Here is a 16,560-nt window from a genome sequence, read left to right as displayed (position 1 = left end):
CCTCTTAAATCTTCCATTACGCCTGCTGTTTACCGCTTTATTCAACCCGATAAAATCCCCTAATCTCGCTGATTTTTTTTCATTCTCAGTACGCTATTGATACTTTATGGCATACTTGTTAGCTCAACGTTAATCAAGAGAATCTGTATGGGCCGAGCGACATGGATGGGTTTACTCACATTGGGAGCATTGCTGCTCATCTGCGTGACATTCACGACCAAGGCCGCAACGGCAGAGATATCCTGGCAGGATAATACGACCAGTCTCACCGACTTTCCGATGAGCTATTTTGTCGATACCTCGGAGAACATGCCCTTTACTGAAGTCACGCAACAAACCTTTATCGACTCCAGTAATCGCGTATCCCTAGGCACTGCCGCCATCAAAACCTGGGCAAAAATCCCCTTAGTAAATACCAGCGATAACCCACAAACCCTGTATCTGCACCATCCCTACGCCTATCACAATCGCCAGGTTGGACTCTATGAAACAGTCGATGGGCAGGAGATGCAGCGCCGAATACTCGACCTCGATGATCCAAGCACCTATGGCTGGCTCTATGGCGGTGCGGCGGTATTTGAGGTCACACTCGCGCCACTGCAAAAGAAAACCCTATACGTCGAAAGCGTGTCCTTTTCACACCAATGGTTCTCAATCGATTTATACAACAAGGAACAATCCCAACGAGCATTGCTCGGCAGTTTTACCGATATCGCCGTGATGGTGGGTATGCTGCTGGCGCTGATTATCTACAACCTATTGTTATTTATGTATTCCCGCCAGCGGGACAATTTGTTTTACGCCTGTTACTTAATCTCAGGCGGGATCTGGATTGCCCTCTCCTATGGGCTGGTCGCCGAAGTATTCGCGTTTTACGGCTCGGCGAGCCTGTATTGGCACCTTACCCTGATGACCATGCCCATCTTTTTGATTTTATTTATGATGGATATTTTCGAGACTCGGCAACATTATCGCTTCGAGCATTACGCTCTCGTGTTTGTGCTCGCCCTGTTAGTGGCCGAATTTTGTTACGGCGTGGTGGATATCGTTGGTGCGCTGCGCTATTCCAGCAGCTTGGCAGCCTTGATGATGCTAACCACCCTCTCGGTCACGATTTCGCTGGTAATAAAACGACATCCCATCGCGAAATACTTTCTCCTCGGTCACTGTCTTTTCGTCGGTTTTAGTGGTCTTGCGGTGATGTTTTACAAAGGCCGCGCCGAGTTTAGCTATCTCTCAAGCCACGGTGTCGGCGTGGGCATTATGCTAGAGGCGCTAGTGCTTGCCCTCATCATCGCCTATCGCATCCGTCTGCTCGAAGAAATTAAAGCGTCGCAGGAAGAACTTAAATATCAAGCGGCTACCGATTCGCTCACCCATTTATTTAATCGCCGTCATTTCCACAAAGAAGCGCAGCGGATCTACATGCAGGCGAGCGTGACACAACAACCCATGGCGGTGATTATCTGTGATATCGACCTGTTCAAACGGGTAAACGACAAATACGGCCACCTGATGGGCGATCAGGTCATTATCGATATTGCCACCACCCTCAAACAGCATGCGCGTAAATGCGACATAGTGGCGCGCTACGGCGGCGAAGAATTTATTATGTTGCTGTATGACGTGTCCCTCACCGAGGCACACCAATGCGCCGAACGTATTCGCAGCGCCGTCGCCGGGTTAAGCTTTATGGCCGAGACGCAAGAAGTGTTTACTGTCACCCTCAGTCTTGGGGTGGCGGCCGTTGATTTTGCCCATCCCCTAGAGCATGCCATCAAGCTCGCGGACGATGCCCTGTATCGCGCTAAACATCAGGGCCGTAACAATGTGCAATCCAGTGAAATCAATCTATTAGAGATACAGGAAGGCATAAACTAACACGGCAAACCGAAGCGAGTGCCATCTCCTACTCTACAAAATCGACTCGGTCTATAGGGTGCTGTGTCGGCTTTGTGAGTTATCACTCGCTTTTACCACGGCATACTGTAAATATCGGATCTGCCGCACAATTTCGCTTTAGGCTCAAAAACTTATCCAACCAAAGCCACTCAGATGGAATACGTGTATTCTATTTGCAGTATTAACATGACTTTTATTGAATCTCTTACCCTGATGTTGGCCCTGATGTATATCGCATCCTTAAGTTATTGGAGCGGTAAAAAATGGGGCGCCGTTGCCACCTTACTCTTAAGTGTTGGCGCCGTAGCGATTAGCCTCTACTGGCCTTTGGCGCTCGCCCTAGCCATTGCCTTGCCGTTATGCCTGATAGCCAACAAGTTCGCCCCTGAGGAATTAAAGGGTGAGATAAAAATCAACACCCTGCGCGAAGGCTGTCAGCATCTGCTCGCGCTCTCGCTGTTTATCGTCGCCATCCAATACTGCATCAATGCTATCCAGCTTAAACAAGGCATAGTGCCTTGGTTGATGCGCCCAGATGTCGCCGACGCCTTCTTGCCTATCGCGGGCGGAATTGAGCTAAAAGCCATTTTGGCGCTCAACCTGTGGGACCAAACGCACCCTGCCGCAGCCGTCATGCTCGCCGCCGTGCTACTCACGGGCTTACTCTGCAAACGCGCCTTTTGTGGCTGGGCCTGCCCATTAGGACTCGCTGGCGAATACCTCTACGCCTTACGCAAACGCTTTATCAAAGCAGAACTTGCGCCACCCGCATGGTTAGACTGGCCACTGCGTATGCTTAAGTACCTATTACTACTGGCGCTGTTTTACATCGTCATCGGTATGCCTAGCGAATCGATCCCCTATTATCTACAGGGTAACTACCACAAGATTGCCGACCTTAAGATGGCGCTGTTTTTTGTCACGCCAGGGCTCATTACCTTAGCCTGCTTTGCTCTTATCCTTGCCCTAGCTGCGTGGCGTCGCCAAGGTTTTTGCCGCTACTTGTGTCCCTATGGCGCCATGCTGGGGATCTTAAGTTTCGCTAGTCCACTCAAGATCCGCCGCAATACTCAGCATTGTCTGATTGAAGCCAAGGGTATGAAGTGCGACAAATGTACCCGCGCCTGCCCAGCCAACATCATAGTGCACACCAAAACCACGGTACGCAGCGACGAATGCCAAGCCTGTATGCGCTGTGTGGCCGCTTGCCCTAAATCGGCGGCGCTCGGTTTTGGCCTAAAATCGGGCCACAGAGTTAGCCATAAAGGCTTGTTAGTTTTGTTATTATTGGCACTCTTTGCCCTGCCGCTGGGCGCCTATTTAGCCGGGTTCTGGCATAGCCAAACACCGGACAGTATCCGCATGGAGCTTATCCAAGTAATTGACCGCGTGGGTCATTAATTCTCTGATTTATTGATAAATAGATATAAAAAAGGTGCAGCCCAAGCTGCACCTTTTATGTTCACGCTAAGTTTAAGTGCTAATGATTAGGCAAGGTCAAACCTATCGGCATTCATCACCTTAGTCCAAGCGACCACAAAGTCATACACAAACTTCTCTTTGGCATCATCCTGCGCATATACCTCGGCATAGGAGCGCAAAATCGAGTTGGAGCCAAACACCAGATCGACGCGGGTCGCTGTCCACTTCACCGCGCCAGTTTTACGCTCGACTATCTCATAAAGATTGCTACCCACAAGCTTCCAGTTGTAGGCCATGTCGGTGAGATTCACAAAGAAATCATTGGTTAACACACCCACTTTGTCGGTAAACACGCCGTGACGCGTGCCGCCATAGTTAGTGCCTAACACCCGCATCCCCCCAATCAGCACAGTCATCTCATGGGCGGTTAACCCCATCAATTGAGTGCGATCGAGCATCATCTCCTCGGGCTGAACCACATAATCCTTTTTCTGCCAGTTGCGATACGCATCGTGCAAGGGCTCGAGTACGGCAAAGGATTCCACATCTGTCATTTCCTGCGTCGCATCGCCACGGCCGGGGATAAAGGGCACTGTGATTTTGACTCCCGCATCGTGGGCGGCCTTTTCAATCGCTGCGGCGCCGCCCAGTACGATTAAGTCGGCAATGCTGACTTTTTTGCTTAGGCTTGCCTGCAATTCGGTTAATACTTTAAGCACCTTTTGCAGCCGCTCGGGTTCGTTGGCCTGCCAATCCTTTTGCGGTGCTAAGCGGATCCGCGCGCCATTGGCGCCACCACGGAAATCCGAGCCACGGAAGGTGCGGGCACTGTCCCACGCCGTTGCCACTAACTCAGATACGCTGAGCCCCGAGGCTAATAATTTCGCCTTCAGCTCAACAATCTCACTGGCATCTAAACGGTAATCGACGCTTGGGATCGGGTCTTGCCAAAGCAAATCCTCATTCGGCACTTCTGGCCCCAAGTAGCGACTCTTAGGCCCTAGATCGCGGTGAGTTAACTTAAACCAAGCACGGGCAAATACCTCGGAGAAATAGGCGGGGTCTTGATAAAACTTCTCGGAGATTTTGCGATACTCAGGATCCATCTTCATCGCCATATCCGCATCTGTCATGATGGGATTAAACTTGCGATTCGGATCGCCTACAGAAACGACTTTATCTTCCTCTTTGATGTTAATGGGTTCCCACTGTGAGGCGCCCGCGGGGCTTTTTTTCAATTCCCAGTCGTAATTTAACAATAGGTGAAAATAACCGTTATCCCACTGGGTGGGATGAGTTGTCCAAGCGCCTTCGAGGCCACTGGTCACGGCATTCGCGCCCGTACCTAAGCCTTTTTTATTGAGCCAGCCCAAACCTTGGGCCTCAAGTTCTTCGCCCTCAGGCTCGGGGCCAAGATCCTGCGCCTTACCATTACCATGGCATTTACCGACAGTGTGGCCGCCGGCGGTTAAGGCCACGGTTTCTTCATCATTCATCGCCATTCGTGCAAAGGTGACACGCACATCTTGGGCGGTACGCAGGGGATCGGGTTTGCCATCAACCCCTTCAGGATTCACATAGATCAGCCCCATCATCACGGCGGCCAAGGGGTTTTCAAGGTCGCGCTCGCCAGAATAACGACTGTTGGGATTTTCCGTCGGCGCTAACCATTGCTTCTCAGAGCCCCAATAAATGTCCTTCTCGGGATGCCAAATATCCTCTCGGCCACCGGCGAATCCATAGGTTTTTAAACCCATAGACTCGTAGGCCACATTGCCCGCGAGGATCATTAAATCCGCCCATGAGAGTTTGTTACCGTATTTTTTCTTGATCGGCCAGAGTAGACGACGCGCCTTGTCCAAGTTGGCGTTATCGGGCCAGCTATTGAGTGGCGCAAAGCGCTGATTGCCCGTTCCCGCGCCGCCACGGCCATCGGCAACTCTGTAGGTTCCGGCCGAGTGCCATGCCATACGGATCATCAGGCCGCCATAGTGTCCCCAATCGGCGGGCCACCAATCTTGGCTGTCGGTCATTAAGGCATTGAGGTCGCGCTTCACCGTGGCGAGATCTAAGCTGTTGAAGGCGTCGCGATAGTTAAACTTAGGATCCATAGGATCCGTCTTCTTATCGTGCTGGTGCAAAATATCGAGATTAAGTGCCTTAGGCCACCAATCCATATTGTTGCTGGCGACCGCCGAATTCGCCCCATGCATCACGGGGCATTTACCTTGGGAGCTTTGCGTCTTGTCCATTGAATATTCCTTTACTTAGCTTGCACTAACGGGAGTAGCGCGCCCTAAAACTCTTGCTAGACACACTACGGTCGAAACGAGAGCCTTCACAGTTTGCCAAGGCTTATTGGCAATCTTGTGACAGCAAAAAAGACAAATTTGGTAACAAAGACAATGCCATCACTAGGGATTGGCCCAACCATTAACCCTAGGCTAGATTCAACAAAACACAATCGAAATCGGTCAAAAGTCGCTATTTTGTGAACCAGTTCAGGATTAAAAATTAGCCAATTGAGGATAACAAAAATAGCAACAATAAACAAAAAAGCCGCTAAACGAGTTAGCGGCTTAATTTGATTGAGCGCGTTGAACGATTAGTTGAGCGTCTCCAACTCGCCGTTACGCCAAGGTTCAATCACAACCTTAATATGTGGATTCGGTTGCATTAATTGCTTGAATGCCGCCGATACCCCATCCATCCCCACTTTACCCGTGAGTACCTTACGCCAAGGAATAGTGCCCTGAGCTAATTCCGTTAAACAGGCAGCGAATTCATCTGGCTGATAGTAGTAAGAGAAACGCATATCCAGCTCTTTCACTGTGGCATAGGCGTAGTTGATATTCGCTTCTGCGGTGTGAATACCTGTTACCACTATGGTGGCTTTAGCTGGCGCACGCTTCACAAAGCCTTCGATAAGCTTGTGGATGCCCACGCATTCGAAAATCACCACACGATGGCCTGCGGCAACTTCGGCGGCATAGGCGACCTCGTCCTGCTCACCTGGGTTAACAGTGTGAGTCGCACCAAATTCACGGGCTAATTGCAGTTTTTCGCCCTGTAGGTCGGCCGCAATAATGTTGCGCACTCCGCGTAGATGCAGTGCAGAAATGGCAGCTAAACCAATTGGGCCACAACCTACCACTAATGCCGTATCTTCTGCGCCGACGTTCCCCCGATTTACAGCATGTAACCCTACGGCTAAGGGTTCGGTTAGTGCCACGGCTTCTGGTGGTAAATGGTCAGGCACAGGGATTAACAGCGCTTCATCGAGAATAAAATATTCAGAATAGGCCCCATTAACACCAGGAGTCACCCCCACACCCGCACCATTTTGGCTCATCAGTATAGGTACCGAAGTGACTCGAGTTCCTAGAGCTAAGGTTTGCTGGGTTTCGGGGCCGAACTCGACCACTTCGGCACAAAACTCATGACCTAACATCACAGGAGCGTGGTTATCAATTCCCTCTGGCATTACCCCAAGCTTACGATAGAAATCGAACACTTCGTTGTAGTGGCGGGTGATATGAATATCCGAGCCACAGATCCCACAGGCGAGACTACGCACTAACACTTGGCCGACCTGTGGATTAGGCAGTTCAACCTGTTGCAGGCTGACTTCGCCATCCTGCATCACTATTGCTTTCATTGTGGGTGCCTTCATTGTGGGTGCATTCATTATGCTCATTACGGGATCCTTATTCAGCATCGCTCATGCGCGCTAACGCACCGGGTTTAATGTAACGTGGCTTAATGCCCTGTGCCTTTGCCGCCGCTAAGAGCGCCTGCTCAATCCAACCTGCATCCATAATGAACATAAAGTTACCATCGGCATCGAAGTTAACGTTCACCCCGGTAATCACCATCACACCATCGGCGCCTTCGGAATCCGCAGGGCAATGGAAAGTGTGGATAGAACCGCCTGGCTCGTACAAGTAGCTGCCCGCGGTTTGCGGTTGGCCTGGGTATTCAAGGTAGTTCCAACGACCCGCTAAGGTATAGAAATGCACCACTCCCGTGTGGAAATGCTTAGGTAAGGTAATACCCGGCTTAAACTTAGCGCGGATCACCCAGATACCGTTTTCAGGATCTAAAAATAACGGGTACACATCAACGCCCGGCAGCGCATCTTTGATGATCTGCTCCTCGTTGGTGTTGAGGGTTAATAAAAAGTCTTGATGATTAATCACTTCTGGTAGAGCCATGTTTGCATTCCTCATTGTTGTTATTGTGCAGGGTCAAGCTTCCACTACCCCAGCAGTGGATATTTAAAGTTTTCAAAGCCGTCGGAGGCGTTCACTGTGCAGCCATTGATGCAGTTGGCCTCGTCACTAACGAGAAACGCCATCACATCGGCAATCTCATTCGGTTGGGTAAATTCTTGACGCATTTGCTCTTTACGAATGTGTTCCCATAACCCGAGCGCCTCGTACTGACGCAGCATAGGCGTATCGACACGGCCCGGCGCAACGGCGCAAACCCGCACGCCAAGCGGCGCCAATTCAAGCGCGGCGCATTTGGTCATCATGTCTACGGCGGCTTTACTGACGTTGTAGGTGAAGGTCATTTCTGAGGCGATCTGCGCGTAAACCGACGAAGTATTTAAAATCACACCCCGAGAGCCTTGGGCTTGGAATTGACGGCCACCGGCGAGGATGCCGTGGTACACACCTTTTTGGTTTACATTGGTGACAGGTTCAAAATCATTAATAGGATCATGCTGTAACAGCGGCTTAGCCAAGCCAATGCCGGCGTTATTGATCAGAATATCGAGCTGACCGAACTGGTCAGCCGCATGCTTGACCATGGCTTCAACTTGCTTGTAGTCGGTCACATCGACGCTAAAAGTCACCAACTTATCGGCGGGAAAATCGTTAAATACTTTGAGCGCATCGGCCGACAGATCGGCAGCAACAACGCGAGCCCCTTCGGCGAGCAGTTTACGGATGATGGCTTGCCCTATGCCCCCGGCAGCCCCTGTCACCACGGCGGTTTTATTCAGTAAACGCATAGCTGTCCTCTTTTTATATTTATCAATTTCATTATTAAGACGTTGTTAATTTAGATGGTTAATTGCACATCTTCTTGACTTATTACGAGCCAAATTTGATATATTGCGAGTCTTATAACAAAGTGAACTAAGCGTCCCATGTACCTAGTCCGAAGTGGTGCCGTCGCTCAATTCGAGCAACAGGTCCTAGAATTGGGGGAAAACCCCATAGAAATGATCCATCAGGCTGGATTGCGTCAGGCGCAGTTTCGCGATCCCAACACCTATATCGCTTATCCGCGGCTAGCCGAGTTATTGGAAATTGCCGCGCAGCGCTGTCAGCACCCCTTGTTTGGGTTAACGTTGGCCCAGCGACAAACTTTGCATGTATTGGGTGATTTACCTATGCTGGTTTCCCGCGCGGCCACTGTGGCCGATGCGCTGGCCCGCGTGAATGACTATCTGTATCTGCACGCCTCAGGCGTATCATTACAACTGCAATCTCAGGGTGAAATTGTCCGCCTTGCACTATCGATGAATGTTCACAGCCCTAGGGGCATAGAACAACTGATGCAAATGAGCGTGGCGCAGCTGGCAATGTTTGTCTCGAGCCTGCTGAATATCAATATCAGCAACGTTCCTTTGTATTTATGCCAAAACAAACCCAGCGAACAGGAATCTCAGCGCCTTACCCACTCGGTGCGTTTTCGCGAGCCATTTAATGGCGTAGTGCTTAAAAGCTCGCAACTCTTGGGGCGTAACTATCACGATGAAGAGGCGCTTAACCGCCATCTCCAGTCGCACCTGCAATATTTACAGAGCCGCTACCCCGACAACCTTGCCGACCAAGCACGGGACTTAATCCATCGGCTGCTGCCCACGGGAGAATGCTGCATCGAACGGGTATCGACGGCGCTGGGTTTACACGAACGCACCCTACAAACGAGGCTGCAAGAGACGGGGCAAAGCTATCGACAATTACTACAGGATGTTCGGCAAAATATCGCCCAACAGCAACTCAGCTACGGCACGCAAACCATCACCGAACTCGCACTGCAACTCGGTTATGCCGAAGTCGCCGTGTTTAGTCGCCACTTTAAAACTTGGACAGGATTGTCCCCAAAACAATGGCAACAACAGTATCGTAAGGGGCGAATTGAGGATTGAAGGCTGATAAAAAAGCCCCGCTAAGTTGCCTTAGCGGGGCTTTATTCACTCTGTGGCAGTCACTTTACGCGACTACACAACCACCATTAGCCGCGGCTAGCACGCTTACGGTCGTTTTCAGTTAAGTGTTTCTTACGAACACGGATGCTCTTAGGTGTTACTTCAACTAATTCGTCATCATCGATAAACTCAAGCGCTTGCTCAAGAGTTAAGGTGATTGGCGTAGTCAGTACTTGAGCTTCGTCAGTACCAGAAGCACGCATGTTAGTCAGCTGCTTACCTTTCAGACAGTTAACTGTCAGGTCGTTAGAACGTGAGTGGATACCCACAACTTGACCTTCGTAAACTTCGGCAGCGTGGCCGATAAACAGACGACCGCGGTCCTGCAGACCGAACAGTGCGAATGTCAGCGCCTTACCTGTCGCGTTAGAGATCAATACGCCGTTAGCGCGTTGACCGATATCGCCACCTTTGTGCGGACCGTAGTGATCGAATGAGTGGTAAATCAGACCAGTACCTGAAGTTGCCGTTAAGAACTCAGTTTGGAAACCGATTAAGCCACGGCTTGGGATGATAAAGTCAACGCGCACGCGGCCTTTACCGTCAAGCTGCATGTCTTTCATCTCAGCCTTACGAACACCCAGCTTCTCGATAACTGTACCTTGATGTTCTTCTTCAACGTCAACGGTCAGGGTCTCGTATGGCTCACACAGTTCGCCATCGATGGTTTTTAAGATAACTTCTGGGCGAGAAACTGCTAATTCGTAACCTTCACGACGCATGTTTTCGATCAGGATAGATAAGTGTAATTCACCACGGCCAGATACCGCGAAACGGTCTGGACTGTCAGTTTCTTCAACACGCAGTGCCACGTTGTGCACTAATTCTTGTTGCAGACGCTCAAGAATGTTACGTGAAGTCACGTACTTACCTTCTTTACCTGCGAAAGGTGAAGTGTTGACTTGGAAAGTCATGGTCAGAGTTGGTTCGTCAACTGATAGTGGTGGCAGCGCTTCTACGTTGCCTGCAGCACATACAGTGTCAGAAATCTTCAGCTCGCCTAAACCGGTAATAGCCACGATGTCGCCAGCGTTTGCTACGTCAACTTCGGTACGCTCTAAGCCCATGTAACCTAATACTTGGCCCATTTTACCGTTACGAGTCTTACCATCAGCACCGATCACGGTCACTTGTTGGTTAGTCTTGATGCTACCACGCTTGATGCGGCCAACACCGATAACACCCACGTATGAGTTGTAATCGAGCTGAGAAATTTGCATCTGGAATGGACCTTCAGCGTCAGCTGCAGGTGAAGATACTTTTTCAACGATAGTTTGGAACAGTGGCGTCATATCAGTGCCAACTTCATCCGGATCTAAGGTTGCAAAGCCGTTTAACGCAGAAGCGTAAACCACTGGGAAATCTAATTGCTCGTCGGTCGCACCTAAGTTGTCGAACAGGTCGAATACTTGGTCGATAACCCAATCAGGGCGAGCACCAGGACGGTCAATCTTGTTGATAACAACGATTGGCTTTAAGCCTTGGGCGAACGCTTTCTTGGTTACGAAGCGAGTCTGTGGCATTGGACCGTCAACGGCGTCAACCAGCAGTAATACTGAGTCCACCATCGACAGTACGCGCTCAACCTCACCACCGAAGTCGGCGTGGCCTGGGGTGTCTACGATGTTAATGCGGTAGTCGTTCCACTTGATGGCAGTATTCTTTGCCAGAATCGTGATCCCACGTTCCTTTTCAAGATCGTTGGAGTCCATCACCCGCTCAGTAGCTTCTCCCCGGGTTGCAAGGGTTCCTGATTGCGACAGCAGCTTGTCAACCAGGGTCGTTTTGCCATGGTCAACGTGCGCAATAATGGCGATGTTACGTAAATTCTCTAGCACGGATAAACCTCTTACCATCAAACAAAAATAGGGATATTTCAATATTCGTTATAGCAATCTACGTTGAGTCGCCATAAAAAAGCGTGACATTCTACTCCAGAGCGGCCTCGCCGCACAGGATTATTTTTGAACACTTATAAAACAATTTTTTGAGCGCAGTGCTCAAAAGCCACTCTCTTGCCCGAGTCAAATAGCCTAAATGCACCGTTAATGCGCAGGCGATTCGCCAGTTTATCTTGTTATCGACTAAGCTAAGCAGCTGAATTCACTGTTTTTCACTCAGTGCTACTTTTGCCGCTCGGCCCAAAGCCGCCATAAGTATAGTCAATCCACGCCATCGAGCCGTGACACGCCAGAATGAGCAGCGAAATAAGCCCGGCTGGCGCCATTTAGCGATTTCAGCGGATAACTTTGGCCTCAGTTTCAACAAACTCTATTCCCCATTGCGAACAACAACTTTAATGCTTTGATAATTAAGCGTTATTCAATATATCCAACCATAACTGCCCCGCGAAAAACAGCTTAGGTTGCCACAGTTTTGTGACATTATTGCGGGCGATTGAAATAGTGAGCTTGCACGGTTATCTCGCCTCACTAATGTGCTAAATTCGTTGTGCTTTATTTGGTTTCGAATCTTGTCAAAAGTCGGAATTGAGATATCAATCCGGCTTATCCATGAGCTTAATGGGCCGACGAGTTCGGGATAAATGGGCGTAGCGAGATTGCACTCAAATACCGTGCACTAAAATGGTGTTGTAACGGTGCGCACCAAAATGGATTAATGCACCAAAATGCCACACACAAACGCACCAATATAGTGCAACACTGAGTAAATTGTTGTGCAATAAAATATATAGCCTTTGATTATCAACACCTTAAATTATTGGCATAGATATCGCTATATAGCTTGTAAGTTTGGCTCAAGCGCGACTTGAGTTAAAAGATTATAGAAGGGACATCCCTTTACCCTACCGGAGACTTGAGAATGTCAGTTGAATCAGTTTTAAAGCAACTTGAAGAATTAGAAGTTAAGTTTGTTGATTTACGTTTTACCGACACCAAAGGTAAAGAGCAGCACGTATCTATTCCTGCTCATCAGGTAGACGCTGATTTCTTCGAAGACGGCAAAATGTTTGACGGTTCGTCAATCGCTGGCTGGAAAGGCATTAACGAATCAGACATGGTGCTGATGCCAGACCCAACCACGTTTGTATTAGACCCATTCACCGAAGAAACCACTGCCCTGATCCGCTGTGACATTCTCGAGCCAGGCACTATGACTGGTTATGACCGCGACCCACGTTCTATCGCGAAAAAAGCGGAAGAATACTTACGCTCTACCGGTATCGCTGACACTGTATTAGTTGGACCAGAACCAGAATTCTTCCTGTTCGACGACGTACGTTTCGGTACTGACATGTCTGGTTGTTTCGTGAAAATCGACGCTAAAGAAGCGGCATGGAACTCTGGTACTAGCTACGAAGGTGGTAACACTGGTCACCGTCCATTCGTGAAAGGCGGTTACTTCCCAGTAGCTCCTGTTGACTCATCACAAGACTTACGTAGCGCTATGTGTCTAGTGCTCGAAGAAATGGGTCAAGTAGTTGAAGCTCACCACCACGAAGTGGCGACTGCGGGTCAAAACGAAATCGCAACTCGCTTCAACACTCTAACGAAGAAAGCGGACGAAATCCAAATTCTGAAATACGTAGTACACAACATGGCTCACGCCTACGGTAAGACTGCGACTTTCATGCCTAAGCCAATCGTTGGCGACAACGGTAGCGGTATGCACGTTCACCAATCTCTGTCTAAAGACGGTGTGAACCTGTTCGCTGGCGACAAATACGCTGGTTTAAGTGAAACTGCACTGTACTACATCGGTGGTATCATCAAGCACGCTCGCGCACTGAACGCCTTCACTAACCCAAGCACTAACTCTTACAAGCGTTTAGTGCCACACTTCGAAGCGCCAGTGATGTTAGCTTACTCAGCACGTAACCGCAGCGCTTCAATCCGTATTCCAGTGGTACCAAGCCCTAAAGGCCGTCGTATCGAAACTCGCTTCCCAGATCCACATGCAAACCCATACTTAGGTTTCGCAGCACTGCTGATGGCGGGTATCGACGGTATCCAAAACAAGATCCATCCAGGCGAAGCGATGGATAAAGACTTGTACGATCTGCCAGCGGAAGAAGCGGCTGAAATCCCACAAGTAGCGACTTCATTAGAAAACGCACTTGAGAACCTGCAAGCTGACCACGAGTTCTTAACTCGCGGCGGTGTATTCAGCGAAGATTTCATCCAATCTTACATTGCACTAAAATCTGCAGAAGCTGAGCGTGTAAGCCGTACAACTCACCCATTAGAGTTCGAGATGTACTACAGCCTGTAATGGCTAACGACATCGATTAGCTGCACAACATCTAATAGCCCCGACAGTCTTCTATCGGGGCTTTTTTGCCTCTAATCTTCTGCGGATTTTATGCCTACCCGACATAGCTCTACCCACCATCTACACACATAAATCCCGACCTCTTGTTGTTATTTGTCCATTTGTTGTCGACTGGTGATTTGGGACGCGTAAAAAAGTAAAGGCTTTGTAAATTCAATTAAGAACGATTCTCGATTACAACTATAATAATGCGTCTTTTTTGGAGCCAAACACGGAATACTCTCCATTCATATTCAGTTAGCGCATTGAATTCAAACCATTAAAAACGCTTTCTGGGTCGCGAGAAAATGGCACCACAGTGCTGTCCTTTTGGCTTCTCATGTACCTGTTGTTTTTGATGGAGAATGCTATGCCTAAGTCTATGGGGCCGATAAGCCTAGTCGCCGCCGCAGTTATCTGCCAACTGGGGCTTATTAATGTGGCGACAGCCGCTGAAAACGAGATGGAGCGCATGGTGGTCTCCGCCACCCGCTCACCTACCCAAATAAGCGATCTCTCCAGCACTGTGTGGATCATTGATGAAGCCAGCATTCGCGAGCAAACCGATAGCGGCAAAGGGATTAAGGAAATGCTCGCCGCCTTAGTGCCGTCGATGGATGTGTCTAGCCAAGGGCGCACCAACTTTGGCCAGAATATTCGCGGTCGCGCCATGGTGGTATTAATCGATGGCGTGTCGATGAACACCTCCCGCAGCATTAGCCGTCAGCTCGACAGTATCGATCCATTCAACATTGCCCGCATTGAAGTGCTGGCTGGCGCGTCGGCGATCTATGGTGGTGGCGCACTGGGCGGTGCCATTAATATCGTCACTAAAAAAGCGGCTGACAGCAGTGATACCTTCGAGGCCGAAGCAGGATTTAAGTCCGGCTTTAATAGCAGTGATGATTTAGATTATCGCACCGCGCTGGCGGTTACCGGGGGCAGCGATTCTGTTAAGGGGCGCTTCAGCGCCGCTTGGCAGGAAAACGGCCAGTGGTTTGATGGCAGTGGCAATCCTGTGATGCTGGATATCTCGCAAACCGGAATGCAGTACACCCAAGGTTATGATTTGATGGCGAATATGGATTGGCAGCTTGCCAATGACGCCAGCCTCAGCGCCATGGCGCAATACTATCGAAATGGTTCAGACGAAGAACATGGCCTGTATATGGGTGAGAACTTCTCCGGTGTCACGGGCGATGCCTCAGTGCTGGAAACCCGTAAAGGATTGGACGCTGACCGCAGCCCCGCCACCGAGCGTACTTTACTGAATCTGTCCTACTCCCAGGATGAGTTTCTGGGTCAAACCCTGTATTTACAAGGCTTTTATCGCAAAGAGAATCTGGATTTCCACCCGTTCCCCTATGTCAATGAAACCAGTGGCGTCTACAACTTCTCTGCATCGGCCCAAAACACCAGCATCTATGGTTTGAAAGCGGTCGTTGAATCCAAACCCGTCGATAGCCTCACACTCACTTGGGGACTGGATTGGGATAAAGAAAGTTTTGATTCGAACCAAATGAGCTTCGACCTTGATGCCGCTAACCAACACGGCGGCTTAGTGATGCGCGAGCTGTTCACTACCGGCCGTTATGTCGACTTTTCGGTCGAATCCATTGCTGCATTTGTCCAAAGCAGTTGGGAGATGAATAGCTTTTTGGTGCTAAACGCAGGCTATCGTTATCAACACATGGAAAACAGCGTTGATGATTTTATCGGTTATAACCAACAGGTGGCGATTGCCTCTGGCAAGGCCAAGGGAGCCGATGCCATTAAAGGCGGCAGCACCGACTATAACATAGGGTTAGTCAATCTCGGCTTGGTGGCTAAATTAAGCCAAGACCAACAACTCTGGCTTGCCTATTCCCAAGGTTTTGAACTGCCAGATCTGTCGAAATACTACGGCCGCGGCACCTACAAGGCCGATGCAGATGGTTACTTACAGCTGCAAAATAGCATCAATATCAATGATACTCGCCTTGATGGGATCAAGACCGACTCCATGGAGCTGGGATGGCGTTATCTTGCTGACCGTTGGCAGGCGCAAGCCAGTGTCTATTATGCAGTGTCTGACAAGGTTATTGAGGTCAACAGCAAAGATCTGACCATCAATGTCAAAGACCAAGATAAACGCAGCTATGGCCTAGAGGCACAGCTTAACTTTGATATCAGCTCCGACTGGCAAGTCGGCACCAACCTGCATTTGGTGCGCAGTGAAGTGAAGGATGAGAATAATTGGGTCGATGAAACCGTCACTTACGCCTCACCCTCTAAAGCCACTGCCTTTATTGGCTGGCGCGGCGAGACACAGAAGATCCGTTTACAGGCAGAGCACAGTTTTAGCGCCGAGTCCGACTATCGCTTCAAAACCAATGATGGCCTAACGAGTGAGCTTGATAGCTACACGACGCTGGATTTACTGGGCTCTATCGATTTACCCGTCGGTACCCTGAGCTACGGTATCGAAAACCTGCTCGATAAAGACTACAGCACCCTGTGGGGCCAAAGAGCTGTGTACTTCTACAGCCCAACCTACGGCCCTGAGTCTATGTTCGACTACCATGGCCGTGGCCGCACCTTTGCCCTCAATTATCAACTGAGTTGGTGATAACAGGCTAGAAGGCATCAATCACTTGTGTCAGCCTTCCGCTAAGGCGGTTGAGCAATAACAAATGCGACAAACAAAAAACGGTCCTCAAGTGGACCGTTTTTTTGCTGATACATGCAGGAGCAAGCTG

General features: G+C 49.6%; 10 protein-coding genes. 5 read left to right on the top strand and 5 right to left on the bottom strand.

Annotation, left to right across the window (positions count from 1 at the left end; translation table 11 throughout):
• Positions 1-147 precede the first annotated feature (147 nt).
• Both M0415_RS18115 and M0415_RS18110 read left to right on the top strand, forming a co-directional pair.
• On the top strand, positions 148-1,881 hold the full coding sequence (locus M0415_RS18115; RefSeq protein WP_249553146.1) for a GGDEF domain-containing protein: 1,734 nt from the start codon (positions 148-150) through the stop codon (positions 1,879-1,881).
• A gap of 207 nt (positions 1,882-2,088) precedes the next feature.
• Complete coding sequence (locus M0415_RS18110) at positions 2,089-3,303, top strand: 4Fe-4S binding protein (protein WP_249553143.1); 1,215 nt, start codon at positions 2,089-2,091, stop codon at positions 3,301-3,303.
• An 86-nt stretch (positions 3,304-3,389) separates the two neighbouring features.
• Here the strand turns inward: M0415_RS18110 and katG are convergent, their stop codons facing one another.
• From katG to M0415_RS18090, 4 genes are all read right to left on the bottom strand, one after another.
• Complete coding sequence (gene katG / locus M0415_RS18105) at positions 3,390-5,576, bottom strand: catalase/peroxidase HPI (protein ID WP_249553140.1); 2,187 nt, start codon at positions 5,574-5,576, stop codon at positions 3,390-3,392.
• A 353-nt stretch (positions 5,577-5,929) separates the two neighbouring features.
• Complete coding sequence (locus tag M0415_RS18100; protein WP_249553133.1) at positions 5,930-6,982, bottom strand: zinc-binding dehydrogenase; 1,053 nt, start codon at positions 6,980-6,982, stop codon at positions 5,930-5,932.
• 49 nt (positions 6,983-7,031) lie between these two features.
• Positions 7,032-7,538 (bottom strand): 2,4'-dihydroxyacetophenone dioxygenase family protein, encoded by a 507-nt coding sequence (locus M0415_RS18095; protein WP_249553131.1) that lies wholly within the window; start codon positions 7,536-7,538, stop codon positions 7,032-7,034.
• A gap of 44 nt (positions 7,539-7,582) precedes the next feature.
• On the bottom strand, positions 7,583-8,344 hold the full coding sequence (locus M0415_RS18090) for an SDR family NAD(P)-dependent oxidoreductase (RefSeq protein WP_249553129.1): 762 nt from the start codon (positions 8,342-8,344) through the stop codon (positions 7,583-7,585).
• Positions 8,345-8,482: 138 nt separating this feature from the next.
• Between M0415_RS18090 and M0415_RS18085 the strand changes: the two genes are divergently transcribed.
• Positions 8,483-9,490, top strand: coding sequence for an AraC family transcriptional regulator (locus M0415_RS18085; RefSeq protein WP_249553127.1), 1,008 nt, complete (start codon positions 8,483-8,485; stop codon positions 9,488-9,490).
• An 86-nt stretch (positions 9,491-9,576) separates the two neighbouring features.
• Here the strand turns inward: M0415_RS18085 and typA are convergent, their stop codons facing one another.
• On the bottom strand, positions 9,577-11,388 hold the full coding sequence (gene typA / locus M0415_RS18080) for a translational GTPase TypA (protein ID WP_011715535.1): 1,812 nt from the start codon (positions 11,386-11,388) through the stop codon (positions 9,577-9,579).
• A gap of 985 nt (positions 11,389-12,373) precedes the next feature.
• On the opposite strand from typA, the gene glnA reads away from it, so the two are divergent.
• Positions 12,374-13,783 carry a glutamate--ammonia ligase gene (gene glnA / locus M0415_RS18075; RefSeq protein ID WP_011715534.1) on the top strand — a complete coding sequence of 470 codons (1,410 nt, stop codon included), beginning with the start codon at positions 12,374-12,376 and terminating at the stop codon, positions 13,781-13,783.
• Positions 13,784-14,192: 409 nt separating this feature from the next.
• Positions 14,193-16,430, top strand: a complete 2,238-nt coding sequence (locus M0415_RS18070) for a TonB-dependent receptor (RefSeq protein WP_249553125.1) — start codon at positions 14,193-14,195, stop codon at positions 16,428-16,430.
• Positions 16,431-16,560: the final 130 nt, after the last annotated feature.

The sequence above is a fragment of the Shewanella sp. 10B genome (genome assembly GCF_023475885.1).
GTDB lineage: Bacteria > Pseudomonadota > Gammaproteobacteria > Enterobacterales > Shewanellaceae > Shewanella > Shewanella mangrovisoli.
Note: the sequence above shows the minus strand (reverse complement) of the source record. Positions and strands in the feature narration are given on the sequence as shown.